Source organism: Croceitalea sp. MTPC6, assembly GCF_036985525.1.
Taxonomy (GTDB): Bacteria; Bacteroidota; Bacteroidia; order Flavobacteriales; family Flavobacteriaceae; genus Croceitalea.
Genome location: NZ_BTGR01000001.1, coordinates 464,979 through 488,867 on the forward strand (window position 1 = coordinate 464,979; position 23,889 = coordinate 488,867).

Genomic DNA, 23,889 nt, shown 5'->3' on the forward strand with positions numbered 1-23,889 from the left:
GTTTATACAAAACTGAATAGATATTATTCCCCTTCAACTTTTACTACCAAACGGAAGCCTTCACCATGAATATTTAATATCTCAACAACATCATCTCGTTTTAAATATTTACGCAATTTTGCTATGTAAACATCCATACTTCTTGAGGTAAAATAATTATCATCCCTCCAGATTTTTGTCAACGCCAATTCACGAGGCATTAAATCATTTTCATGCAATGCCAATAGACGTAACAACTCGTTTTCTTTAGGAGAAAGTTTAATAGGTTCCTCTTCTTTATATTTTAGGAAACGCAGCTTAGAGTTTAAATGGAAGTTTCCAATTTTAAATTCAAATTGCTTGCTGTCTGCTAATGTATTAGAAGCTTTTCTTTGAAGTATCGCTTTAAGTTTCATTAAAAGAACTTCTGAATCAAAAGGCTTGTTCAAATAGTCATCGGCTCCTGCTTTATATCCCTTTAATACATCTTCCTTCATTGTCTTAGCTGTCAAGAATACAATCGGTACATTCTCATTCTTTTCGCGTATCTCTTTAGCCAAGGTGAATCCATCTTTATAAGGCATCATAACGTCCAAAATACAAACGTCATAATTATCTTTCTTGAACTTCTCAAAACCCTCCATTCCATTCTTTGCAAGAACAACGTCAAAATCATTCATTTGCAAATAGTCTTTTAAGACAATTCCAAAGTTTGGATCATCTTCCACCAAAAGTATTTTCTTATTTTCCGTTTCCATAAATTTTTAAATTAAAGGTAGTTTAATATAAAAAGTGCTTCCTTTTCCTTTTTCACTCTCAACATAAACTTCACCTTGGTGATCATCTACTATTTTCTTCACATATGCCAAACCTAAACCGTGGCCTTTAACATTGTGTATATTTCCTGTGTGTTCTCTGTAGAACTTCTCAAAAACTTTCTTTAGGACCACCTTGCTCATTCCAGCTCCTTGGTCTTGTATTTTTATAATGATGCTATTTTTTGCTTTTTCCGTAAACACATCAATTTTTGGCGCCTCTGGCGAATATTTGACCGCATTGTCCAAAACGTTTACAATTACATTGGTAAAATGCATCTCATTTGCCAAAATATCTGAACGCTCTGCCCCCAAATGTGTTTTCACGTAACCTCCCCTATCTTCGACTATTAATTCTACATGGGTTATTGCATCATTTATTATGTCGTGGGCATCTACCCTATCTTTACTTATATCCAGTTGATTTTTTTCAAGCTTAGATATTCGTAGCACATTTTCTACCTGTGCGTGCATTCGTTTATTTTCATCCCTAATCATTCCTAAATATCTCAAAACCTTATCCTTATCATCAATCGATTTTGGGTTTCTTATCGCCTCCACAGCCAAATTAATTGTAGCTATCGGTGTCTTAAATTCATGGGTCATATTATTAATGAAATCAGATTTTATTTCTGAAATCTGCTTTTGCCTTATCAATTGATAGATGGCACTTGAATATGCTACAACGATTACCAAGACAAAAACCAAAGACAGCATGGCCATAGTCATAATACTCCCTATCAAAAATTTCTTTTTAGTAGGGAAGGAAATCAATAGTGCAAAATCAGTCATTCCATCACTATCCCTAAAAATGGGTGTTTCATAAATCGATGTGTTCGCAAACTTAAAGCGCTTTGATTTTACTTTGGTGGGAAAACCCCTGCTGTAAACACCATACTCAAAGTCAATATCAATTCCCCGATTTTTAAGCTCACGACCCAAAGAAAGTTCTATTTCTTGCTTGGACACCCTATCATGAATGGGAACTTTTTTAGCCGCTTCAGAAATAACATCATTTATAAGAATTTTGTCTATCTCTAAAAGACCTCCAAACTTTTCTATTTTTTCAATAGGTGTAAGTGCATATCGCTTTCCATCCAAACCATATTCCTCTTTGAGAATGGTTTTGGTACGCTTGCTTGTAAAGTTTTTTAAAGGTATAGTATCTATACCACCAGGATTATCAAAGAACATTGAAGAAGAACCATAATCTTCTTCTAAAATTCCGTGCGAATAAAACATTAACTCATCAGAATTCACATCACGGTCAACAAACAAGATACTACGGAGCTTTTCAGATTTTGGAACCCCTATGCTATCTGCATTAACTACACGTTCCATATAGTCTTTTCGCTCCCTGCTTTCTACCCTATCGGCAACTTTATCTAAAACATCTTCAACCGCATTCGAAAATTGCTCTTCCTTATCTTCTACAGACTGTTTGATCCAATAGACCTGAACAGAAATAATTCCAATAAGCGAGAGGCTCATTAAGATGACGAGAAGAACAAAACGCTTCTTGTTCATTGCAGTAAAATTAGAAATTTAACATTTAGGCTATTTCCCGTTTAACCTAACCTTAACAAAAATGTTAAAATTGTGCGCTTATTTATGCTTGATCAACTAACTGATCATGAATATCCTTTACACTTTTTTTAGTAGCTTCTATATCAATATTTTCTATGACATAATCAGATGAAGGTCTTTTGTCACTATCGGTAAGTTGATTGGATATTCTCCTCAACACTCCTCCTTCACTGACTTTATCCCTGTTTACCACCCTATTGATACGTACCTCAATCGGTGCGGTCACCAAAATTACTTTATCATAGTTGCCCTGGGCATTATTCTCGAAAATGAGCGCAGTTTCCTGAATTACATATGGAGTATTTTGTTTAACGCTCCAAGCCATAAAGTGTTTTTTAACTTCTGGATGTACAATTCCATTCAATTTTAATAAGAGTTCTTCATTTTTAAACACCTTGTTCGAAATATAATCTCTGTTTAAAACCCCATCTACATAAGAATCTTTACCCAGCAATGCGATAACTGCTTTTTTAATACTTTTTGAAGTATTCATAAGCAGCTTTGCTTCTGTGTCCGAGTCGTATACAGGAACTCCTAGCTCCCTGAACATTTGGGAAACTGTACTCTTGCCACTTCCAATACCACCAGTTAGACCAACAATCATATTTTTTCTAAAACAAATTCAACTTGATTGGTCAATAATTGTACCGAATAAGCGCTTTTAGGCTTGCGCTTTAATTTTATACTTAAATATTTTGATGAAGAATTAGCTAAAGTCGCGTAGTCTACTATAGCTTCAAAGTCTGATGATTCCATGGTTTTTAGCCTGTCTATACTGGCTTTGCAGACTATGACTACACTGTTTGGAAATTTTTTAATGCGAAATCCTTCTGGAACGTTTTCTGAGCCTATTGGGATATTGAACTCTTTCTCCGAAAACTCTACAATCTTGCCTGATACTTCTACAGATTCTTGAAGCAACTGGGTATTATTGGTTGATTCTGGCAATATCAATCTGAGCTTTTGGGAGAAGTTTGTGGACAATTCGTTCAAAACCAATGGTAAAGTTGAAATCTGATTAATTTCAGCGATTTCATTTGAAGGACCTTTGACAGTAACCACTTTAGGACTAAGTTCCAATTCTCCTTCAAGTATGTGATTCGTTGCTACATTAATTGTAATATTAGGGTTAACTGGTACTTCCTTTAGGGCAACTTTATATAAATCCACAAAAAAAGTATCCCTTACGAGCTCCAATAATGAAATTGTATTTGGCAGTTGTCTTTCTAATTGAACTTTCAGTTCTGTTTCTGTGAGAAAGTAATTGCTTTTATGATTGTTTACTTGTCTTAAATCTATCTTGATTTTCTTTTGGTTTATACTGTACCTCAAAAATTGGAAACCGCTAGCACGTAGTTTTGCATTGGTATAATCTTTTTCAGTAGTATTTAGCAAAAGGGAATCTGGGAATTTAGTGTATTCCAATTCAAATGTGGCTCGTGATTCATATGATTCTGATAGTTTACTGACGCTCCATGCCAAAACTGAACAAAGCAAGAACAAGAGAAAAACCTTTACTTTTCTTTTATTGAGCCCGTTTATAATTTTTTTTAGCACAAAGTCAGTTTTTAAAGAAAAGCTTTGGAAATAGTTCTTCAGCTTCCTTATTGTTAAAGTTAAGCAAGAAGGTCGACTTTAAAAAACCCCATCCATAACCTAAAAACTGAATAAGGGTGGCAAAAATGGAAAGTATTGCAATAGCAAGGTTCCTGTTTTTTAAAAGAGAATCAATAAAAATTAATGAGAAATATATTCCATAGCACCAAATAGGCCATGAAAATCCTAAGAAAAAAATAAGAATTGAAAGAATTAATCCCAAAACAAAAAGAGTAGGAAACCAATAGGTAAGATTGCTTGTGCCGGGATGCCATTTATTTAAGATTGGCCTTACCATTCCAAATTTATTGACTTGTTTGTAAAACTTGTTCCAATCAATACGACGTTTATGGTATACGAATGCCTTTGGAAATAAACGGCTATTGTATCCCGCTTTCCATATTCTAAAAGTCAAATCTGGGTCTTCCCCAGGATGTATATTGCCAAAACCTTGGGTTGCCTCAAAAGTCTCCTTGGATATTCCCATATTAAAACTACGTGGCTGGAACTTATCCAGAGCATTCTTATTCCCTCGTATCCCTCCTGTAGTGAACAAAGATGTCATTACATAATTAATAGCTTTCTGTACCAAGGAAAATGATTCATGGGCTGCATCTGGCCCTCCATAGCAATTAACATACTCCCGTTTTAGCTCTTTTGTCGCTTCCGCTAAGTACTGGGGCGGTATAATACAGTCGGAATCTAAAACGATAAAATAATTACCTTTCGCGCGCTGCATCCCATAATTTCTAGAATCTCCAGGCCCAGTATTTTCTTTCTTGTAGTAAGAAATCTGAAGTATGTCGCTAAATGAGTTAACAACCTCTTCTGAACTTAATGTAGAACCATCCTCAACCAGTACAACTTCAAAAGGCTCGTTATAATTTTGTTTTGAAAGACTCTCCAATAATTCTTGGACTTCATCTGGCCTATTAAAAACAGGGATGATGAAGGAAAAACTTAAATCATGCATACGCATATAAATACGAAAGCCACCCTTTTCTGGATGGCTTTAAAACAAATTAGTTTCTATTATTCTGTAAATTCATCAATAACTTCTTGGCTGACACCAGTATTGGAGAAGCCACCATCATGGAACAAGTTCTGCATGGTTACCTTCTTGGTCAAATCTGAAAATAATGTTATGGTATAATCTGCACAGTCTGCTGCCGTTGCATTCCCTAACGGAGACATTTTTTCAGCATAGCTGATGAAACCATCAAAGCCTTTTACGCCTTGCCCTGCTGTAGTCGGAGTTGGTGATTGGGAAATTGTATTTACCCGTACCTTTTTCTCTTTTCCGAAGAAATAACCAAAACTACGTGCGACAGATTCTAAATAAGCTTTGTTATCTGCCATGTCATTATAATCAGGAAAGGTACGTTGTGCTGCCATGTAAGTTAAGGCAACAATACTGCCCCATTCGCTCATCGCATCTGCTTTGTATAGCGATTGCATCACTTTATGAAAAGAAAGTGCGGACACATCCCAACCCTTTGTAGTAAAATCATATTTCTCATCGGTATAGGCACGTCCTTTTCTAACATTAACAGACATCCCAATAGAGTGTAGCACAAAATCCAATTTACCTCCTAAAATCTCTATGGATTTAGAGACCAAGTTTGCCAAATCTTCCTCACTTGTAGCATCTGCAGGAATAATTTCTGAGCCTGTCTTTTCTGCCAAAGCATTTATCTGGCCCATCCTCATGGCGATTGGTGCATTGGTCAATACAAATGTTCCTCCTTCTTCGTGTACTCTTTCAGCAGTTTTCCATGCGATTGAATTCTCGTCCAATGCGCCAAAAATGATACCTCTTTTTCCTTTTAACAAGTTATAACCCATGTATTCTTTATTGTTGGTTTAGTGGGCAAATATAGCAATTTGAGCATTGATTAAATAGCTATACAATTACCTAACAAGCTATTTCGTTTGTAGAAGTTCCCTTGCATGGGCCATTGCAGAATCTGAAAGTGACTTTCCTCCAAGCATTTCCGCTAATTCGCTCACACGTTCTTCTTCAGTAAGCTTTTTCATATGTGTTGTGGTTGATGTGGCACCTTCTTGTTTATATACTTTGTATTGATGTACTCCTTTTGATGCGACTTGCGGAAGATGTGTTATTGAAAAAACTTGCATGGTTGTACTCATCTGATGCATGATTTCTCCCATCTTGTTTGAAATTTCCCCAGAAACCCCAGTGTCAATTTCATCAAACATCAATGTGGGAAGGTGCTCATATGCTGCCAGAATAGATTTTATGGTCAGCATAATTCTAGAGAGCTCGCCACCAGATGCAAACTTTTTTAATTCTCCATAAGAGCTCCCTTTATTTGCAGAAAATAAAAAGTTTAAATCATCCTTTCCATTTGTTCCAAAACTTGTAGATGGTAAAATCTCAATCTTAAATGTTGCTGAAGCCATACCAAGTGCAGAAAGCTTTTCTTGTAGCAAAGTTTTTAATTTTGGAATTACGGCATTCCGCTTTTCCCTTATTTTTGCAGCTAATTTATTTAGCTCTCCCTCTTGTTGCGAAACAGCAGTTTGTTTTTCTTTAATTCTAGCCTCAATATTTACAGAGGCATCAACTTTTGAAGCTAATTTTGTTTGTATTTCCGTTAATTCTTCAATAGTGGATACTTGGTGCTTTTTAAAGAGAGTGTGTAACAATTGTAATTGGTTGTTGACCTCCTCCAAACGCTTTGGATTTGCCTCTACCCTATCCTGCTGAATTTCCAACTCATTTGCAATGTCTGTAATTTCTATAGCAATGGATTGTATACGTTCATTTAATCCTTCAAATTGTTTTCCAAAGCCTGCTAATCTCTGACCAGATTGCTGTAAAAGAGAAATACTGTCCAAAATACCTACTTGCTCTGCATTTAGCAGTTGATAAGAATTCGCTAATTGCTCCAATATAGTTTCAACGTTACTCAATTCTTCGTATTCCGATTCCAGCTTTTCTTGAATACCTAATTGCAATGGAGCATTTTCCAACTCTTTAAGCAAAAAACTATTATAATCCAATTCCTTATCAGAGTTTAATTGAAAATCAAGTAGTTCTTGCAACTCCTTTGAAGCCTTATGATAATCGTTTAGTGCTACCGAATAACGGTCTAGGTATATAGAATTGTCTGCTAGAGCATCAATGACCTTCATCTGAAAATCATTATCTGTTAGCCGCAAAGTCTGGTGTTGTGAATGTACATCCACCAATTGTTCTCCCAATCCTGAAAGGATATCCAAAGTAACCGGTGTGTCATTTATAAACGCTCTGGATTTACCGCTGGGTAAAATTTCACGCCTTAGAATGGATAGGCTTTCATAATCCAAATCATTCTCATCAAAAAAAGAGTTTAATGCATAGCGTTCAATATCAAAAGAAGCTTCAATAATGCATTTTTGGTCTTTCCTTTTTAATGATGATAAATCTGCCCGTTTTCCCAAAACAAGTGCCAATCCACCCAACAGAATTGACTTTCCAGCTCCTGTTTCTCCTGTAATAGTGGTGAAACCATTGGAGAAAGAGATATTCAAATCGTCTATTAAGGCATAATTTTTAATTGAAAGATGGGTAAGCACTCAATTGATTTTAGAACAGCAAAGATATGTGTTCTACAAATAAAAAAGCTAGTACTTTATTTGACTCCAAGTATTGGAATAGAATGGGGCCACTCTATTTAAGGTTTCCTTGAGTTGGACAATATCAACTTTTGGGCCATCGGAAAAAATACTTTGGATTTCTTCGGATTTGGCGTCAAAAAAAGTTTGAATCAAAAAAGCGTTTGGCCTTCTTTTGATAAGGGTTTCAAACAAACGCAAACTTCCTGAAATGACCTGTTTCCCAGTACTATTATTATCACTCATGATATCCATACCTTTTCTGTGGTAGTTATACATAGCAATACGATATTCTCTAAAGGTGTTGGACAATAGGTTATCGACCAATTCAAAACGGGTACGTTTTCCTGTTTCCTGTGCCCAACCGGAAAAATTACTCCCCTGTGCTTGGGTTACTATGTTTTGTGCTCTTCTGTAATAATCATCCCCACCTTGCAACGAGAAAGTATCCGCATCCAAGCCAAGCATAATATATACATAGTAAGAAATTACCCCTACTAGATTGGAATCAAAATTATTTGGATTAAATACTATTGGTTGAAATTCTTGGTAACTGAAATTAAATGCATTGTCTTTATAATTAAAGACGGGTGTTTCGTAAGAGGTATTGTAAACAGGTCTCGAAGATTGCAGCTGTATGTTGGCCTCAAAACGATTTCCCTCGCCTTTGACAACCGTAATGAACATCCTTGCATTAATTTTTTCGTTATCCTGAAAGGTCCTGTTGGTCCATTTAGTTTTATTGACAAAATCTTTCAGTGAACGTTCCAATGTTTTAAAAACTTCTGGTCGTGTTTGGGCAACCTGATCATAATTAACGGTTACCTCACAGTTAAGTTCTTGCCCAACTAGTACCACACAAAAAAGCAAACAAAAAAGTAAGGATAAATACTTACGCATGGATTCTACTGATAATTTCAGACCAAATATCTGAAGCAACTTCGGTCTTCGTCTTAAGTTCAAACGCTTTTACGGACAAATTCTTATCAATAAAAGTGATTTTATTAGTACCTGCCCCAAAACCAGCACCTTTATCCTGTAAAGAGTTCAAAACAATAGCATCCAGATTCTTCCGCTTCAACTTCTCTTTAGCATTTTCCTTCTCGTTTTCGGTCTCCAATGCAAAACCAACCAGGTATTGACCTTTCTTTTGTTCACCCATAGAAAGTAAAATATCTTTTGTTCTTGTCAAATCTAGCTGCAAATCATTTCCCTGTTTTTTAATTTTTTGATTAGATATTGTTTTTGGGCGGTAATCCGCAACTGCTGCTGCACTTATCGCTATATCAATAGTATTATAGTGATTGTGAACTGCTTCATACATTTCCGCAGCTGATGTAACTCGAACTAGTTCCACCCCATAATGGCCAATAGACAGTTTTGTTGGTCCAGAAACCAAGATAACCTTTGCCCCTAAATCTGCTGCTTTTCTAGCCAACTCAAAACCCATAGTTCCAGATGAACGGTTTCCCAAAAAGCGTACCGGATCTATCGCTTCGTGTGTTGGTCCAGCAGTAATCAATACTTTTTTCCCAGAAAGCGGAAGGCCTTCCGCCAAGTGGTTTTGTAAAAATACAACAATATTTTCTGGTTCTGCCATTCGCCCCTCGCCTACCAAGCCACTTGCCAACTCACCAGATTCCGCTGGAATCATATTGTTTCCAAAACCTTGAAGCTTTTCTATACTTGCTTTTGTAGAATTATGCTTGTACATATCCAAATCCATAGCTGGAGCAAAATATACCGGGCATTTAGCAGAAAGATAGGTAGCCATTAATAGGTTGTCACAAATGCCATTTGACATTTTGGACAGTGTATTGGCAGTAGCCGGGGCTATCAAAAAAATATCTGCCCATAAGCCTAATTCCACGTGGTTGTTCCAAGATACACTGCCATCTTCTTCATTAACAAAATCCATCAAAACTGAATTTTTGGACAATGTGGAAAGTGTAAGGGGAGAAACAAAAGAGCTGGCACTTTTGGTCATAACTATTTTGACCTCAGCACCAGCTTTTATCAGTAATCGTGTAAGAAAAGTTGTTTTGTAAGCAGCAATCCCCCCAGTAATACCTAAAAGGACATTTTTACCACTTAACATATTATGCGTCTTTCTCCGTATTTCTATAGTAGATTTTATCCTCTAACCATTCGTGGACAGCAAGAGCGTGTGGTTTAGGCAATTTTTCGTAAAACTTAGAAACTTCAATTTGCTCTTTGTTCTCAAAAACCTCTTCCAAACTATCGCTGTAGGTAGCAAATTCCTCTAATTTCTCCAATAACTCTTTCTTTATTTCGGAGTTAATTTGAATAGCCCTTTTTGAAGCTATAGAAATAGCTTCATAAATATTCTCTGTTTTAGAGTCAAACTCATTTTTATTATGAGTTACAGTAGAAACTGGAGCTTTTGTGTTTTTTAAATCGTTCATTTTTAATCTATTCTATATTCTTACTTGGTATTCGCGTTATCTTGGAATACCTCTAGTTCTTTAGTTAGTTTCTTATGTAGGTTATCTGCTTCTTTGCTATATTTTGTTTCAGGGTAGGATTTAATTAAAGCATTATATGCATCCATTGCCTCTTTAAGACGTTCCTGCATTCTTTGCGGAGTACTGTTAAATGCTAAATTGGCCGTGGCTTTTACCCTGTAGTAAAATGCATCTTCACGATACGCAGATCCTGGATTATCTGTGATAAAATTGTCCAAAGCAGCAATAGCAGAGACTAAAATTGGATAATTAAACTCCCCTAGCTTATCAAATTGTTTGGCAATTTCAATTTCCTTTTTCTCCTTTTTAGTTGTTAATTCCTGAGCCATTGCATTAGCATCAGCAAAAAACTCGGATTCAGGGTAAGTATTGATAAAGGTTTGTAACTTACTCAATGCCTTGTCCGTATCTGTTTGATCCAAAGAGTATTTAGGGGAAAGCTCGTAATAACTCTTTGCCCCCAAATATGACGCTTCTTGAATCTTATCACTTTTAGGATATGATTTGATAAAACGCTCAAATTGATATCCCGATAAATAATAGTCTCCCGTTTTAAAGTAGGTATCCGCAAAAAAGAACATTACCCGTTCTCCTTGTGGTTTCCCTACATATTTAGGAGCTATTTGTTCAAATAATCTTTTAGCCCGCTTGTAATCTCCATCTGCATAGTACTTCTCCGCCATATCATATTTGGCCTTAACATCCTCATTTTTGAGCACCTTCTGATACTCATTACAGGAAACCAAAAAGATGAAGGAAAAAAGTATGGATAAAATCGACCTCATTATCAAAAATATTTTGCAAAATTAGTGATTATCAACGGATATAAAAAATAGTATCCCCAACAAACATATACCCTCCAAAAGGCAATAGCAATTGTTTTAGGGAAGATTTAACTTACTTAAACCGTTGCGGTCTGTAATGTCTTTAAAAATTGGCCAATCTTATTTTTTAAACTGGAACTGGCTTCAACCAAAGGAAGCCTTACAATAGCATTACAAAATCCTAGATGTTCAAATATAGTTTTGATTCCAGCTGGGTTACCTTCTTCAAAAATTAAGTGCATCCCGTTCAAGAGTGCATGGTGGATTTCGTAGGCCGCATCTGAGTTACCTTGAAGTCCAAGTTCTATCATCCTGGAAAATTCTAAAGGTAAGCCTTGACCCAATACCGAGATAACCCCAGCTCCTCCAGCCAAAACTGTTGGCAGTGCTGTAAAATCATCCCCAGAGATGACCATAAAATCGTTTGGTTTTTGCTTTAAGATAGTATCAATTTGCATCATATCTCCACATGCTTCTTTTATGGCTACTATATTTTTAAAGTTTTTAGCTAAACGAATGGTGGTTTCAGGCAACATATTGCTGCCTGTTCTGGAAGGTACATTATAAAGAACAATGGGCAAGGGAGATGCCTTAGCTATCGCTCTAAAATGTTGGTAAATGCCTTCTTGGGTTGGCTTACTGTAATACGGGGATACAGAGAGGATAGCTGTAAAATCCCCCAAATCCAATGTTTGTAATTCTTCAATAATTGCTAAAGTGTTGTTCCCACCGACGCCAACCACTAATGGCAATCTACCTGCATTTGCGTTGCTAACCGTTTTGCAAACCAAGGCCTTCTCTTCTTTGCTAATCGTAACCGATTCGGCAGTAGTTCCTAAGACCACTAAATAATCTATACGACCACTAATACAATGCTCAACAATTCGCTCTAAAGCTTTAGTGTCTACCGACAAATCTTTAGTAAAAGGTGTGACCAATGCCACTCCTGTTCCAGATAACGCTTCCATTACTTTATTTCTTTAAGTACTTTCAAATATTTTTTCAACTCTGTTTTAAAAACGTCAAAATTATTTATAGAGGTATCAATTATTAAATCGTTTAGCTTAGAATCCACAGAAGGAAAACCAACTTTTATTCTTGCATTGGTTCGTACAGACAATAATTTTAATACCAGTTTGTCATCAGTATAATAGTTAATTAAAACATCATATTCCCTGTCCACAAACTCTGAAACAAAACCATTCTCAATCGTACCGTTCCAACCCAAATCTTTGTCCGTAAAAAACTGAATCCCAAATGGGGAATGCACCCCTTCATCTTTTTTGTAACCTATAATTTTTACACCGTTCGGTTGTAAGGAAAAATCACTTATCAATTTGTTAAATGCTTCTGGGTCTGGAAACTTGTCCATATCCACAACACATCCAATTGACGAAACTCCAGGTTTTCTAGTACTTACGTTACTAGTCTTTTTTAACTCATCCTCTAAATATTTGAGACCAGATTTTACCTTGAATTTATCTTGAATTGCCCTGAATATCATTTGAATTTGTGCGTTTTCACAAAGGTAATTAATATCCCTGCATTCATGATTACAAAGATAATTGATATTGATTGTTCAAAAATAAACAAATTGTTTTATTTATAACATTTTATAAATCGCTTTTCGTACATGAAATATTGATAGCTATACATAAATAGTAAGTATGGAGTCATATTCTGAGTAACTTTAGTAAACAAATATCATTTAGAAATTAAAAAACAATCATCATGGCGGAAATACCTATTTTTTGGGACCCAAAAGGCGTAGAGCTAAACCAACTTGGCAAGAAAAGTAAATCGGGAGATCCTGCGGATGGTGATACTCCATATGTAAGAATGCCTATACGTATGTTGGGCATTGATACTCCTGAAACCAGCTATCAAGGTGGCGAGACGACAGCAAACAATAAGCTCAACGAACTAAAAGCCCTTTTGGAAACAGGGGATTTTGATGCTTGGATAGATCCTGAGCTAAAAGCATTGCTCCTACCAAAACTTACCAACGCAGGAACATTACATATTAACCAAGGACTTACAGCGAAAGAATTTTTTAAACAATTGATGAATCAGCGTTTGGCAAAGCCAAACGGAAACAATAGAAGCCTTTTTGTACGTTCAGCAGATGAACATTTTGACCGTTATGGGCGGTTATTAGCCTATGTGGCTCCCAGTTATACTAAAAATGAGCTAGCAACCGTAACTTTTGACCAACGAAAGACCTTTAACCTATTATTGCTGGAATCTGGATGGGCCTCTTCTATCCTCATATATCCTAACTTACCAAAAAATTCTGACCTACGTTTAGCTCGGGAGGGTACAAAAGATGCTTTTGAAAATAATCTGGGGGCTTGGGCAGACCCAAAAATGCTGACTGCTTATGAGTATCGAATGTGCATGAAGCTGTATGCACAATGTAAAAAAGCAAAAGCATCTGAAGGTTTTTTTGTTAATGAAAATAAATGGGTACAACGCTATTGTGTAGACATGACGACCTTAAAAGTCTACAATCCGCAACGGTACCACAAAGTTAAACCCTATGACCGTCTATTTATATGGGGTAATGATATTAGAAAAGCTGTTGGTGAACTTAATCTACAGGCTGCAGAGTAATATAGGTTTAAGGTATGGGTCCAATTATTTGGATTCACACCTTAAAACTGTTTCCAAAATCTCTCTTATTTCCTCTTTAAAAGATGACTTAGAAAATGGTTTCCTAGCTTGCCTATACCAATACCCTGCATTAAACTCATCACTTTCAACTCGATGTAAATGCGCATGAATCCAACTACCAATTGGGGTATATAAATCCTGTGCGATTTCATGTGATGCCTCCCAATTATTGTTTGCTGCATACCAAAGAGCTTTTAAAGCCAGGGACCAGTCGCTGCAAGGAGCATCATTATTTAAAGTCTTTTCAAACTCTTTGTAGTCTTTTATCATCATTTTCAACCTTAAGGTCTCAACCAAATATCTGGATTTAAATAGAATATTTTCTTCCATCCATGAACGGCATCATCGTCCCATAAATTAAAATATGGAAAAGGTGTTGTTATTGCATAATGCAAATGAGTAGGTTTTCCTTTTGCGTTACCAGTATCGCCAACAGTGCCAATAACAGTCCCTCTTTTTAATGGTTTGAATGGAAACGTTTTGATTTCATCTAAATGGGCATAATAATGAAAACGCCACTTGGGACCCAAAACCATAACTGACTTTCCCCCTTTTCCGCCTTCATAGGTGTAAATTACTAATCCCTTGGTTGATGCAATGACAGGTGTTCCTCGTTCAGCAAAAATATCTATCCCTTTGTGAGTAATGGAACTCCCCCACGGATATGCCCAAAAAGAATTGACATCCCAACTACTTAAATCGGCTCCTTTAACAGGGATCATCATTTTTTGAGGAATTATAAAACCTATGAAAATAACAAGTAAAGGCAACCAAAACCATTTTTTTATATACCTATAGCGCACCAGTAAGGCAAAACTTGAAAGGATAACGTACCAGAATCTACGTGTGGTATTGGTAATCATTATTTAGTTAGGACTTATTTTCGTTTTTGTTTTACAAATGTTTCTCTAAATTAGGCGATATGAATAGATATTTACCCCTTCTCTTACTATTTATCATTTTACAATTTACTTCTTGTAAAACCTATGGTCCTTCCAATGCCTATAGCCCTCCTAAAATTGCCACTATTGATTATTCTAATTTACTGCATTGGGCTGCACATCCTGACAAAAGGGATAATTCAGATAAAATTCCCGGTTCGGATAGGACTGCATCAACACAATTAAGGGCAGATGTGTTTTTTATTCATCCAACAATATATAATGGCAAAGGGAAAGATTTATCTTGGAACCCGAGTATTACTGACTTAGAATTAAACAAAAAAGTTGATAACTCCACCATACAGTTTCAAGCTAGTGCTTTTAATGCCGCAGGTAGGGTTTTTGCACCTCGTTATCGCCAGGCCCATTTAGTAAGCTATAGCACAGATGATAAAGCGTCTGCAAAGAAAGCATTTGAGTTAGCGTATTCCGATGTGAAAAATGCTTTTGAACATTATCTAAAGTATTACAATAACGGTAGACCTATTGTAATAGCAAGTCATAGTCAAGGGACGACACATGCGGGACCTCTAATCCGCGAATTCTTTGATAATACTCCTTTGCAACAACAATTAGTAGCTGCTTATTTAATTGGTTTACCTGTACCAAAAGACTATTTTAAAACCATTTTTCCTTGTGAAGGTTCCAACGATTTAGGTTGTGTAATTTCTTGGCGAACATTTAAAAGAGGCCATTTGCCAGATGACAGACCATTGGGAAACTCTATTTTGGTGACCAATCCTTTAAGTTGGAAAACTGATACTACGTACGTATCTAAAAACAAAAATTTAGGAGCCATACTACGCGATTTTAATAAGGTCTTACCACAACGGGTAGATGCCCAAGTCCACGATGGGATTTTATGGGCAAAGAAACCCAGGTTTCCATGGAGTTTTCTTTTTAGACGAAAGAATTATCACGTAGCGGATATTAATTTCTACTATATGAACATCAAAGAAAATGCAAAAGAAAGGGTGACACAATATTTAAGGAACAAACAATAGTTTAACCAAAATGATAATTCAAAAACAATTTTATTTCTTTATTATTTTCTTAGCCTTTTATTCGTTTTCTTCAGCTCAGAACACATTTGATATACAGTTCCCGCAAGGTGAGCGGAATATTGTTTGTAAGCGCTGTTTCCAAGTTTTTTCACAAAAACCAAAAGAAATCGGTTTCTCCATTAAAATGGACAAAACCAATACACTCTATTTCCAAATAAATGATAAAAAATGGTTCAATCAGCTTTTTAAAAATGCTGGAGATGGGATAGCTGTTGATGTAGTGGCAAAAGATAGATATGGCTGTCTTGAGGTGCTTCCAGAACAGCAACAGATTCGTGGAGAACTTTTAAAACCAGTGTATGCATCGGCATTAAAGAAAACTTTAAGACCCGCTCCAGACGATAAGTTTAGGGTTAGAGTGGGACGTTTACCAGATGCATTTAAGGGCAAAGAAGTGGAGTTTAATATTTTGTTTTTAACAGATAAGAACTTATGCCAATACTACACTATTTTTAATTTAGAATCCTATCAATGGGATTTGTTGGATATGGGAATGTATTTGGACTCTATCACCTATCAAAATAAGCTTGGTGCAAATACAGGTAACGAACAATATTCGTTAAAGCAAAAAACGATGACGTTCACCATTCCCTTTGAGAAAAACAAATCGGTTTATTCCCAAGAAGATATTAAACCACTTTATGATTCGCTTCGGTTAACCGATTTCAACATTAAAAAAATTGATATAAAAGCCTATGCTTCAGTAGAAGGTAATGCAGAACGGAACTTAAAACTTCAGAACGAACGGGCTTCCAGTATCGTTTCAGCCATGCAGACATTTCAAGAACCTACCATTGAAACCAAGGTCTCTACCTCTGAGAATTGGGTGGAATTTTTAAATGATATTTCTGGCACTTCTTACGAGTCCTATAAATCCTTGAGTAAGGAGCAAATCAAACAAAAATTGATAGGTAATACATCTCAAGAATTGGAGAAATATTTAAAAAACCATAGAAAAGCTGTTGTACGGCTGGATTTAGAGCGAATAGACAAGTATAAAGACATGAAAACCGAAGTCATTATTGACCTTTTTAATCAGGCAATCGGTGATGACAATTTAGACGAAGCAGCAGCATTACAAAACTCCATTTTTGAACGTTTAAAGGGCAAAGAAGCTAATCCTGATATTCTGTCCTCAATGGAAATACCAAGACAATTGAAATACGTGCCGTTTTTCAACAAAAATTCTGCTTTCCGCTATTTAAAAGATGAAAGAAACCTCTTGATAGCCTACAATGAGCTACAACAATTGGAAAAATTATCACCCAAGGATAAGCGAATTAAATATAACCTTGCTGCTCTAAAAATGCGCATATGGCGCTATAATGTGGAGCCCGTTAAACAAGAGAACTTTAAAAAAGAACTGACAGATTTAAAAAAATATGGCATAGAACAAGGATTGATAAACAGAATGTTAGTGAATTACCATATCATAAAAAGTGAACTCTATATGCGTGAGCGGGATTATGTAAATAAGGATAAGTCCGTAGCTTATATAGTCGATAATTATAAAAGTGTTCCTTTGCAAGACTATGATTATCTGAGTCTTGCCCAATTTTTAACGTACTATGGCGATTTAAAACAAGCGGAAGATTTGTTACAGCCCAAAATGAAAACGGTGGATGTAAACGAAAACCTTTTGTTTTATTACTTGAACCTTACTATTGTCAATAAAGAGATTATTCAGAACCCAGAATATAGAACCATCATGCTTAATGCCATTAATCTTAACAAAAAACGGTTTTGCCAAATTTTTAATGCATCAAACCAAGGTGGGGTAACTTTTCAACTATTAGAAGATGATTATCTACATGACACTTATTGTGAGAATTGTGAAAATTAGACCATCCCCAAAAACTCTTGCTCAGAAATAATAGGAACTCCAAGGTTTTCTGCCTTGGTCTTTTTACTAGGTCCCATTTTATCACCAGCTAATAGATAACTAGTTTTTGAAGAAATGGAAGAAGCTACCTTACCCCCGTTGTCTTCAATCAACTTTTTGAGTTCGGTACGTCCTAAGGTTTCAAAAACACCTGAGACTACAAAGGTTTTTCCTTTTAGAGTATCAGATTGGTTTTGTAATTGTTCTTCTGATAGGGAAAATTGAAGGCCGTAGGACTTTAGTCTCTCCACAACTTCTCTATTGTTGTCATCAGCAAAAAATTGCACTACGCTTTCGGCTATTCTACCCCCAATTTCATCAACAGCTACTAATTCTTCTTCAGAAGCCGTCATCAAGGCATCAATGTTCTTATAGGCTTTTGCCAATTTTTTGGCTACCGTTTCCCCAACATAACGAATTCCAAGACCAAATAAAACACGTTCAAACGGAATTGATTTTGATGCTGCTACGCCGTTGACCAAGTTTTCTGCCGATTTCTCTGCCATACGCTCCAAAGGCATAACCTGGTCCTTAGTAAGCGTGTATAAATCTGCGTAGTTTTGGATCAAGCCTTCATTAAACAACAATTCCACCGTTTCTCCCCCAAGACCCTCAATATCCATTGCTTTACGAGAAATAAAATGCTGGATCCTTCCTGTTATTTGAGGTGGACAACCAGTATCATTAGGACAAAAGTGTTGTGCTTCACCCTCTTTACGAACTAATTCTGTTCCGCATTCTGGGCAATTGGTTCTATAAATAGTTGGACCCGAATCCTGTGGACGTTTGGTGAAATCTACCGCTATAATTTTTGGAATTATTTCTCCGCCTTTTTCAACAAAAACCGTATCTCCTTCCCTAATATCCAACTTTGCTATTTGATCCGCGTTATGCAGTGAAGCCCTTTTTACAGTAGTACCAGCCAAAAGAACGGGTTCCAAATTGGCGACAGGTGTTATTGCTCCTGTTCGCCCAACTTGATAAGTAATTTCGTTTAAAACTGTGGATACTTGCTCAGCCTTAAATTTATAGGCCATTGCCCAACGTGGTGCTTTTGCCGTGTAGCCCAACTCTTCTTGGTGTCGCAAATTATTCACCTTTACCACTACTCCATCTGTCTCATAAGGTAAATCATGGCGTTTAGCATCCCATTCTTCCACAAACTGAATTACCTCATCGGTAGTTTTACAAAGTTTTGCTACGCTTGGCACTTTAAACCCCCATTGCCGAGCTTTTTCAAGCATCTCAAACTGAGAATCAAAATTTAGATTCTTACCAACAATACTATAAAGCAAACATTCTAACGGACGCTTTGCAACCAAGCTACTATCTTGTAGTTTTAAACTCCCCGAAGCTGTATTTCTTGGGTTCATATAGGCTTCTTCGCCATTTGCCAATCGCTCTTGGTTCATTTTGGCAAAACCTTCCAAAGTCAATATAATCTCGCCCCTGATATCGAATTTTGATGGGTAATCTCCTTTTAATTGTAGCGGAACTGATTTAATGGTCTTAATATTTGCAGTTACATCATCACCCTGAAAACCATCTCCCCTAGTTACCGCTTTGACTAATTTCCCTTCCTCATAAGTAAGACTGATTGAAGCCCCGTCATATTTTAACTCGCAAGTAAATTCTACGGCAACATCTCCCAATATACGTTGGATTCTTTTTTCCCAATCCTCTAAATCCTCTTTGGAGTAGGAATTATCTAGAGAATACATTCTGGATTCATGCATCACAGTTTCAAAGTTTTTTGTGATTGCACCACCTACACGAAGTGTTGGTGAGGAGGCATCGTAAAACTCAGGGTGTTTTTCTTCCAATACCTGAAGTTCTTTGAGTTTCATATCAAAATCAAAGTCCGAAATTACAGGCTTATCAAGCACATAATAGTTGTAATTATGCACTCTAAGCTCGTCCCTTAAGTTTTCAATCTTTTCTTTAGTGTTCATTTTAAGTTTGGTCTTTTGTTAGCCATTTAGGAACAGGTACTGGCTTATAGTTCTCCATTTTGGTCAATAATCCTGTGATGGTATCATCAACTAAAATCATATCATAGTTGAGCTGTTTTACAAAGCCTTGATCCACCATATGCTTTAACATATTTAAGAGTTGGTCATAAAAATCATCAGTATTTAAAACACCAATTGGGTATTGATGTAAGCCCAATTGTGCCCAGGTCAACATTTCAAAAAACTCTTCTAGGGTTCCGTAACCCCCGGGCAGCATAATAATCCCATCGGAAAAGTCATGCATTTTCAGCTTTCGCTCATGCATATCTTTAGTAATAATGAGTTCCGTTAACTCTGGATGAAAAACCTCTTTCTTCATTAAAAATTTAGGGATAACACCTATAGCTTTTCCACCATTGGACAAGACCCCGGAAGCCACTTGTCCCATTATGCCAATTTTAGCTCCTCCATAGACCAGTTGCATATTGTTATCTGCCATTGCTTTACCCAATTGAAAAGCATCGTTGGCGTATTCTTCTTTTACACCCTCGCTACTTCCACAAAAAACAACAATACTTTTCATACCCTTTATTTCAAACATTTAAGCATTCGGTCATTCCCAAAAATATCTTTTTTCAAGCTTACTTCTTTAAAATTTTCTTCTTCAAAAAGAGATTTGGTTTCTTGACCCAAATATTGGTTGATTTCCATATACAAGCTTCCTTTTTCAATCAAGTTTTTTTTTGAAAACTTAGCGATTGCTTTATAAAATAGTAAGGCATTATCATCGGGTACAAACAATGCTTGGTGAGGTTCATATTTCTTTACATTGTTGTGGATTTCATCTTTTTCCAACTCTCGTACATAAGGTGGGTTTGAAACGATGGTGTCAAATTCTAGGGACTGAGCTGAGTTAAAGTCCAAAATGTCCGCATGAATAAGTTCAATTTCAACATTATTCAATTGCGCATTTTCTTCTGCAACTTTTAAGGCTTTTTCAGAAAAATCCAAAGCATAAACTTTTGAATTTGGCAAACTTTTCGCCAAGGCTATGGCAATACAGCCAGTGCCCGTTCCAATATCTAACATTTTTAGACCTTGACCTCGCTCCGCCTGACCATCAATAACCCATTGTACCAACTCTTCTGTTTCAGGTCTAGGAATTAAGACATTTTCATTTACTTTTAAAGTCAAATCCATAAATTGGGTCTCGCCCAAAATATATTGTAACGGTTTTTGCTCTTTTAACTTTGTCAATCCTTCAAAAAATAGCTGTTCATCCTCTTTAGAAATCGTGTAATTAGGTTGCATCACTAAAACAAATCGTTCCAAACCTAAATAGAATTCCAACATACTGTAAAAAAAGGCGTCAATTTCTTCCCTTGGATATAGAGCGTCTAATTCTATATGAAATATATTTTTAATTTCCTGAAGTTGCATCAAAAGTTTTTTAGCATCCAAACCGGGCATGAATAGTGACCTGTATTACCCATTGGGGCATCTATATATTCAAATCCATTTTTTTGATATAGTTTTTGGGCAGCTTTCATATAGGGCATGGTTTCTAAGTAGCATTTTTCAAACCCATATTCTTTTGCTTTTTGTAAGCAGATTTCTATCATTTTAGAACCTAATCCACGACCTCTCGCTTCTTCTAAAAAATACATTTTTTGTAGTTCACAAACATTACCAGTGTAATTATCCAATTGCGCTATTCCTGCACAACCAATAATAGCTCCCTTATTCTTATCCTCAACCACAAAATATGTAGCTTTGGGCTTATCATAAGTTTCATACATCTCATCCAAGGCTTTGTCTGCGTATGCAGTACCTACTTTGGGCACCCCTAAATCCTCCAATACTCTTCGGACAACTTTAGCAACTTGTGCATTATCATCTTTAGTAATCTCTCGTATTACAGGTGACTTCATCTTGAAATTTATTATGCTACTTTTATGCCGTGAATATAGATGAAAAATACATGTTACGGTGTATAGAACTGGGCAAAAATGGACTAGGGACAACAGCTCCAAACCCAATGGTAGGTTGTGTTATTGTCCACAATAATAAAATTGTTGGAGAAGGGTTTACTAGCCCATATGGAGGACCGCATGCCGAAGTGAATGCTATCAATTCCGTTAAACAGAAATCAATTTTGCAAGATTCTACTTTGTATGTCACTTTGGAACCTTGCTTCCATTATGGAAAAACGCCACCTTGTGTGAATCTAATACTCAAATACAAAATCTCCAAAGTAGTAATAGGATTAAAAGACACTAACCCTAAAGTGGCTGGTAAAAGCATTCAACTATTAAAAGAAGCTGGCCGTAAGGTAGCTGTGGGAGTTTTGGAAAAAGAGTGTAGAGCGCACCACAAACGTTTTCTAAGCTTTCAAGAAAAGAAAAGACCATATATTATTCTAAAATGGGCTGAAACTTTGGATGGATTTATAGCTCCTGAAAAATCAATGAGAGAAAAAGAGCCCCAACCTTTTTGGATAACCAATGAAAAGTCCAAACAATTGGTACACCGTTGGCGTTCTCAAGAACAAGCAATTTTAGTTGGTACTAATACTATACTAAAGGATAATCCTAAATTAAATGTTCGGCATTGGAAAGGGAAAAATCCTATCAGGATTTTTATTGACAAATCATTGAAAACACGTTCAGATTATAATGTTTTAGATAGCTCAGTAAAAACAATAATCATCACAGCCATTAAAGATGAGTCTAAATATATTCCAGGAGTTGATTATGACGTGACAGAATTTAAAGATTTGCCTGTGGAAATTTGTGGCATCCTACATAAGCATGAAATTACCAGTGTTATCATAGAAGGTGGCACTAAAACCTTACAATCTTTTATTGATAGTAGGCTTTGGGATGAAGCAAGAATCTTCGCCGGTACAAATACTTTTGATAAAGGAGTGAAAGCTCCCCAAATTTCCGGTAAGCTATTGAGCGAAAGAAAAATCGTAAATGACAAATTGACCATCCTTAAAAATGATTAAAAACCTCATATTGGATTTTGGTGATATTTTCATCAATTTGGACAAACCTGCTACCGCTAGGGAAATGCAAAAATTTGGTTTCACTGAAATCACACCCCAACTAGACAACCTTTTTAAAGACTACGAAAAGGGTCTGGTCTCCTCCCAAAAATTTTTAGAAACCACACAACAACTATTTCCAGAAGCAGAACAGAAAGATTTGATATCTGCATGGAATGCCATTTTATTGGATTTTCCAGATTATCGTTTAGAATTCCTGGAAGAGTTAAGAAGTTCAAACGAATATCGCTTATTTCTTTTAAGCAATACGAACGAAATCCATATTGAGTTTGTAAAGAAACAAATGGGTAAAACCAGGTACGAAAGGTTTAAAGACTGTTTTGAGGTATTTTACCTTTCTTATGAAATGAAAATGAGAAAACCAGATGCAGAAATATTTGAATTTGTTTTGAAAAAAAATAATTTGACTCCAAAGGAAACCCTTTTTGTTGATGATACTAAGGAAAATATAGATACTGCATCAAATTTGGGAATCCTAACTTGGCACTTGCAAGTTGGAAAAGAAGATATTTGCTCCTTAAAATCTAGGTTATAATGATAGACCTTTCCCTCAGTATACTTTGTTCGAGTCTAATTTTTGTGATTTTTAAACTTTATGATGTATTTAAAATCCAGACACTTTATGCCATTATCATCAATTACGTGGTCGCCTGCATAACTGGTTTAATCTTATACCAGGAAGAGATTGTTGTTAGTCAAGTTTATAACGCCAACTGGTTTTGGGGCACTTTGGCCCTTGGGGTTTTGTTCATTCTCGTTTTTAATATCATGGCAAAAACTTCGCAACAAGTTGGGGTTTCAGTAGCATCAGTCGCAACAAAAATGTCTTTAGTAATTCCAGTGATAGTAGGGGTTCTGTTGTACAAAGAATCACTTTCGGCATTAAAAATCATCGGAATCATTCTGGCTCTTATTGCTGTATATTTTGCTTCCATAAAAGAAACATCAATCTCAATATCAAAAAAGGCATTGTTATTACCTATTTTGGTCTTTCTGGGTTCAGGAATTATAGATGCGAGCATCAACTATTTTAGGGAAACTAAGCTTAGCGCAACTGAATTTCCTTTATTTTCATCAACAGTATTTGCTGCAGCAGCCACTACTGGATTCTTATTTGTTTTTATAAGAGCTTTTAAAAGTCCCCTGAAGTTTAATTTCAAGAATATTCTTGGAGGTTTTGCGCTTGGAGTGCCCAACTATTTTTCTATTTTCTTTTTATTGAGAGCATTAGAAAATGATGTTTTAAATAGTGCATCGATATTCACCATAAATAATGTAGCTATAGTAATGTTCTCTACTTTATTGGGCATTATTCTTTTTAAAGAAAAAATAAGTCTTAAAAATTGGGCTGGAATAGGGTTAGCAATCGTGAGTATTTTAGTGGTAGCATTATTTTAAA

The 23,889-nt window shown here is 36.0% G+C and carries 25 protein-coding genes; 6 read left to right on the top strand and 19 right to left on the bottom strand.

Going from position 1 to position 23,889, the window contains the following annotated elements; translation table 11 throughout:
* Nucleotides 1-23 precede the first annotated feature (23 nt).
* The 13 genes from AACP56_RS02170 to AACP56_RS02230 form a co-directional block, all read right to left on the bottom strand.
* Nucleotides 24-737, bottom strand: coding sequence for a response regulator transcription factor (locus AACP56_RS02170; protein WP_339333927.1), 714 nt, complete (start codon nucleotides 735-737; stop codon nucleotides 24-26).
* A gap of 6 nt (nucleotides 738-743) precedes the next feature.
* On the bottom strand, nucleotides 744-2,321 hold the full coding sequence (locus tag AACP56_RS02175) for a sensor histidine kinase (RefSeq protein ID WP_339333925.1): 1,578 nt from the start codon (nucleotides 2,319-2,321) through the stop codon (nucleotides 744-746).
* 82 nt (nucleotides 2,322-2,403) lie between these two features.
* A complete protein-coding gene (coaE, locus tag AACP56_RS02180; RefSeq protein WP_339333923.1) occupies nucleotides 2,404-2,985 on the bottom strand; it encodes a dephospho-CoA kinase in 582 nt (193 codons plus the stop codon).
* A complete protein-coding gene (locus tag AACP56_RS02185) occupies nucleotides 2,982-3,938 on the bottom strand; it encodes a CdaR family protein (RefSeq protein ID WP_339333921.1) in 957 nt (318 codons plus the stop codon). The genes coaE and AACP56_RS02185 overlap by 4 nt, the downstream gene beginning before the upstream one ends.
* Before the next feature lie 4 nt (nucleotides 3,939-3,942).
* Nucleotides 3,943-4,950 (bottom strand): glycosyltransferase, encoded by a 1,008-nt coding sequence (locus AACP56_RS02190; RefSeq protein WP_339333919.1) that lies wholly within the window; start codon nucleotides 4,948-4,950, stop codon nucleotides 3,943-3,945.
* 59 nt (nucleotides 4,951-5,009) lie between these two features.
* Complete coding sequence (locus AACP56_RS02195) at nucleotides 5,010-5,822, bottom strand: enoyl-ACP reductase FabI (RefSeq protein ID WP_339333917.1); 813 nt, start codon at nucleotides 5,820-5,822, stop codon at nucleotides 5,010-5,012.
* A 78-nt stretch (nucleotides 5,823-5,900) separates the two neighbouring features.
* Nucleotides 5,901-7,559: a DNA repair protein RecN gene (recN, locus tag AACP56_RS02200; protein ID WP_339333914.1), complete on the bottom strand. Its 1,659-nt coding sequence runs from the start codon at nucleotides 7,557-7,559 to the stop codon at nucleotides 5,901-5,903.
* Between the two features lie 48 nt (nucleotides 7,560-7,607).
* Nucleotides 7,608-8,498 (bottom strand): type IX secretion system protein PorD, encoded by an 891-nt coding sequence (gene porD / locus AACP56_RS02205; RefSeq protein ID WP_339333912.1) that lies wholly within the window; start codon nucleotides 8,496-8,498, stop codon nucleotides 7,608-7,610.
* Entirely contained in the window at nucleotides 8,491-9,696 is a 1,206-nt protein-coding gene (gene coaBC, locus AACP56_RS02210) for a bifunctional phosphopantothenoylcysteine decarboxylase/phosphopantothenate--cysteine ligase CoaBC (RefSeq protein WP_339333909.1), read from the bottom strand. Before coaBC ends, porD begins: the two co-directional genes overlap by 8 nt.
* Before the next feature lies 1 nt (nucleotide 9,697).
* A complete protein-coding gene (locus AACP56_RS02215; protein WP_339333907.1) occupies nucleotides 9,698-10,024 on the bottom strand; it encodes a DNA-directed RNA polymerase subunit omega in 327 nt (108 codons plus the stop codon).
* Between the two features lie 20 nt (nucleotides 10,025-10,044).
* Complete coding sequence (locus AACP56_RS02220) at nucleotides 10,045-10,869, bottom strand: outer membrane protein assembly factor BamD (RefSeq protein ID WP_339333905.1); 825 nt, start codon at nucleotides 10,867-10,869, stop codon at nucleotides 10,045-10,047.
* Nucleotides 10,870-10,985: 116 nt separating this feature from the next.
* Entirely contained in the window at nucleotides 10,986-11,876 is an 891-nt protein-coding gene (gene dapA, locus AACP56_RS02225; protein WP_339333903.1) for a 4-hydroxy-tetrahydrodipicolinate synthase, read from the bottom strand.
* On the bottom strand, nucleotides 11,876-12,412 hold the full coding sequence (locus tag AACP56_RS02230) for a DUF6913 domain-containing protein (RefSeq protein WP_339333900.1): 537 nt from the start codon (nucleotides 12,410-12,412) through the stop codon (nucleotides 11,876-11,878). The genes dapA and AACP56_RS02230 overlap by 1 nt, the downstream gene beginning before the upstream one ends.
* A 227-nt stretch (nucleotides 12,413-12,639) precedes the next feature.
* On the opposite strand from AACP56_RS02230, the gene AACP56_RS02235 reads away from it, so the two are divergent.
* Nucleotides 12,640-13,521 (top strand): thermonuclease family protein, encoded by an 882-nt coding sequence (locus AACP56_RS02235; RefSeq protein ID WP_339333898.1) that lies wholly within the window; start codon nucleotides 12,640-12,642, stop codon nucleotides 13,519-13,521.
* A 24-nt stretch (nucleotides 13,522-13,545) separates the two neighbouring features.
* Here AACP56_RS02235 and AACP56_RS02240 read toward each other — a convergent pair whose 3' ends face one another.
* Both AACP56_RS02240 and AACP56_RS02245 read right to left on the bottom strand, forming a co-directional pair.
* Nucleotides 13,546-13,878, bottom strand: coding sequence for a hypothetical protein (locus AACP56_RS02240; RefSeq protein ID WP_339333895.1), 333 nt, complete (start codon nucleotides 13,876-13,878; stop codon nucleotides 13,546-13,548).
* A complete protein-coding gene (locus tag AACP56_RS02245; protein WP_339333893.1) occupies nucleotides 13,863-14,444 on the bottom strand; it encodes a M23 family metallopeptidase in 582 nt (193 codons plus the stop codon). Before AACP56_RS02245 ends, AACP56_RS02240 begins: the two co-directional genes overlap by 16 nt.
* A gap of 59 nt (nucleotides 14,445-14,503) precedes the next feature.
* Between AACP56_RS02245 and AACP56_RS02250 the strand changes: the two genes are divergently transcribed.
* Nucleotides 14,504-15,526 carry a DUF3089 domain-containing protein gene (locus AACP56_RS02250; protein ID WP_339333891.1) on the top strand — a complete coding sequence of 341 codons (1,023 nt, stop codon included), beginning with the start codon at nucleotides 14,504-14,506 and terminating at the stop codon, nucleotides 15,524-15,526.
* 10 nt (nucleotides 15,527-15,536) lie between these two features.
* Nucleotides 15,537-17,429: a hypothetical protein gene (locus tag AACP56_RS02255; RefSeq protein WP_339339823.1), complete on the top strand. Its 1,893-nt coding sequence runs from the start codon at nucleotides 15,537-15,539 to the stop codon at nucleotides 17,427-17,429.
* On the opposite strand, the gene ligA is transcribed toward AACP56_RS02255, so the two are convergent.
* From ligA to AACP56_RS02275, 4 genes are read right to left on the bottom strand one after another with little or no spacing between them, the layout of a single operon-like run.
* Nucleotides 17,426-19,420 (bottom strand): NAD-dependent DNA ligase LigA, encoded by a 1,995-nt coding sequence (gene ligA, locus AACP56_RS02260; protein WP_339333886.1) that lies wholly within the window; start codon nucleotides 19,418-19,420, stop codon nucleotides 17,426-17,428. The genes AACP56_RS02255 and ligA overlap by 4 nt on opposite strands.
* Before the next feature lies 1 nt (nucleotide 19,421).
* Nucleotides 19,422-20,003 (bottom strand): LOG family protein, encoded by a 582-nt coding sequence (locus AACP56_RS02265; protein ID WP_339333884.1) that lies wholly within the window; start codon nucleotides 20,001-20,003, stop codon nucleotides 19,422-19,424.
* Between the two features lie 5 nt (nucleotides 20,004-20,008).
* Nucleotides 20,009-20,860: a peptide chain release factor N(5)-glutamine methyltransferase gene (gene prmC, locus AACP56_RS02270; protein ID WP_339333882.1), complete on the bottom strand. Its 852-nt coding sequence runs from the start codon at nucleotides 20,858-20,860 to the stop codon at nucleotides 20,009-20,011.
* Nucleotides 20,860-21,351 (bottom strand): GNAT family N-acetyltransferase, encoded by a 492-nt coding sequence (locus AACP56_RS02275; protein WP_339333880.1) that lies wholly within the window; start codon nucleotides 21,349-21,351, stop codon nucleotides 20,860-20,862. The genes prmC and AACP56_RS02275 overlap by 1 nt, the downstream gene beginning before the upstream one ends.
* Nucleotides 21,352-21,380: 29 nt before the next feature.
* On the opposite strand from AACP56_RS02275, the gene ribD reads away from it, so the two are divergent.
* The 3 genes from ribD to AACP56_RS02290 are packed head-to-tail and all read left to right on the top strand — an operon-like array spanning nucleotide 21,381 to nucleotide 23,888.
* The gene (gene ribD / locus AACP56_RS02280) at nucleotides 21,381-22,430 is read left to right on the top strand and encodes a bifunctional diaminohydroxyphosphoribosylaminopyrimidine deaminase/5-amino-6-(5-phosphoribosylamino)uracil reductase RibD (RefSeq protein WP_339333877.1); all 1,050 of its coding nucleotides are present in this window, start codon (nucleotides 21,381-21,383) and stop codon (nucleotides 22,428-22,430) included.
* A complete protein-coding gene (locus AACP56_RS02285; protein ID WP_339333875.1) occupies nucleotides 22,423-23,025 on the top strand; it encodes an HAD family hydrolase in 603 nt (200 codons plus the stop codon). Before ribD ends, AACP56_RS02285 begins: the two co-directional genes overlap by 8 nt.
* Nucleotides 23,025-23,888 carry an EamA family transporter gene (locus AACP56_RS02290; protein WP_339333873.1) on the top strand — a complete coding sequence of 288 codons (864 nt, stop codon included), beginning with the start codon at nucleotides 23,025-23,027 and terminating at the stop codon, nucleotides 23,886-23,888. The genes AACP56_RS02285 and AACP56_RS02290 overlap by 1 nt, the downstream gene beginning before the upstream one ends.
* The last annotated feature ends 1 nt before the right edge of the window (nucleotide 23,889 follow it).

What these genes read in the sequence shown, in the direction of transcription:
- dapA (WP_339333903.1), bottom strand. Translation starts at nt 11,876, where the DNA reads ATGGAAGCGTTATCTGGAACAGGAGTGGCATTGGTCACACCTTTTACT.
- AACP56_RS02220 (WP_339333905.1), bottom strand. Translation starts at nt 10,869, where the DNA reads ATGAGGTCGATTTTATCCATACTTTTTTCCTTCATCTTTTTGGTTTCC.
- coaE (WP_339333923.1), bottom strand. Translation starts at nt 2,985, where the DNA reads ATGATTGTTGGTCTAACTGGTGGTATTGGAAGTGGCAAGAGTACAGTT.
- AACP56_RS02290 (WP_339333873.1), top strand. Translation starts at nt 23,025, where the DNA reads ATGATAGACCTTTCCCTCAGTATACTTTGTTCGAGTCTAATTTTTGTG.
- AACP56_RS02275 (WP_339333880.1), bottom strand. Translation starts at nt 21,351, where the DNA reads ATGAAGTCACCTGTAATACGAGAGATTACTAAAGATGATAATGCACAA.
- AACP56_RS02250 (WP_339333891.1), top strand. Translation starts at nt 14,504, where the DNA reads ATGAATAGATATTTACCCCTTCTCTTACTATTTATCATTTTACAATTT.
- AACP56_RS02265 (WP_339333884.1), bottom strand. Translation starts at nt 20,003, where the DNA reads ATGAAAAGTATTGTTGTTTTTTGTGGAAGTAGCGAGGGTGTAAAAGAA.
- ligA (WP_339333886.1), bottom strand. Translation starts at nt 19,420, where the DNA reads ATGAACACTAAAGAAAAGATTGAAAACTTAAGGGACGAGCTTAGAGTG.
- AACP56_RS02170 (WP_339333927.1), bottom strand. Translation starts at nt 737, where the DNA reads ATGGAAACGGAAAATAAGAAAATACTTTTGGTGGAAGATGATCCAAAC.
- AACP56_RS02255 (WP_339339823.1), top strand. Translation starts at nt 15,537, where the DNA reads ATGATAATTCAAAAACAATTTTATTTCTTTATTATTTTCTTAGCCTTT.
- prmC (WP_339333882.1), bottom strand. Translation starts at nt 20,860, where the DNA reads ATGCAACTTCAGGAAATTAAAAATATATTTCATATAGAATTAGACGCT.
- AACP56_RS02175 (WP_339333925.1), bottom strand. Translation starts at nt 2,321, where the DNA reads ATGAACAAGAAGCGTTTTGTTCTTCTCGTCATCTTAATGAGCCTCTCG.
- porD (WP_339333912.1), bottom strand. Translation starts at nt 8,498, where the DNA reads ATGCGTAAGTATTTATCCTTACTTTTTTGTTTGCTTTTTTGTGTGGTA.
- AACP56_RS02235 (WP_339333898.1), top strand. Translation starts at nt 12,640, where the DNA reads ATGGCGGAAATACCTATTTTTTGGGACCCAAAAGGCGTAGAGCTAAAC.
- AACP56_RS02230 (WP_339333900.1), bottom strand. Translation starts at nt 12,412, where the DNA reads ATGATATTCAGGGCAATTCAAGATAAATTCAAGGTAAAATCTGGTCTC.
- AACP56_RS02195 (WP_339333917.1), bottom strand. Translation starts at nt 5,822, where the DNA reads ATGGGTTATAACTTGTTAAAAGGAAAAAGAGGTATCATTTTTGGCGCA.
- AACP56_RS02285 (WP_339333875.1), top strand. Translation starts at nt 22,423, where the DNA reads ATGATTAAAAACCTCATATTGGATTTTGGTGATATTTTCATCAATTTG.
- AACP56_RS02190 (WP_339333919.1), bottom strand. Translation starts at nt 4,950, where the DNA reads ATGCATGATTTAAGTTTTTCCTTCATCATCCCTGTTTTTAATAGGCCA.
- AACP56_RS02245 (WP_339333893.1), bottom strand. Translation starts at nt 14,444, where the DNA reads ATGATTACCAATACCACACGTAGATTCTGGTACGTTATCCTTTCAAGT.
- AACP56_RS02215 (WP_339333907.1), bottom strand. Translation starts at nt 10,024, where the DNA reads ATGAACGATTTAAAAAACACAAAAGCTCCAGTTTCTACTGTAACTCAT.
- coaBC (WP_339333909.1), bottom strand. Translation starts at nt 9,696, where the DNA reads ATGTTAAGTGGTAAAAATGTCCTTTTAGGTATTACTGGGGGGATTGCT.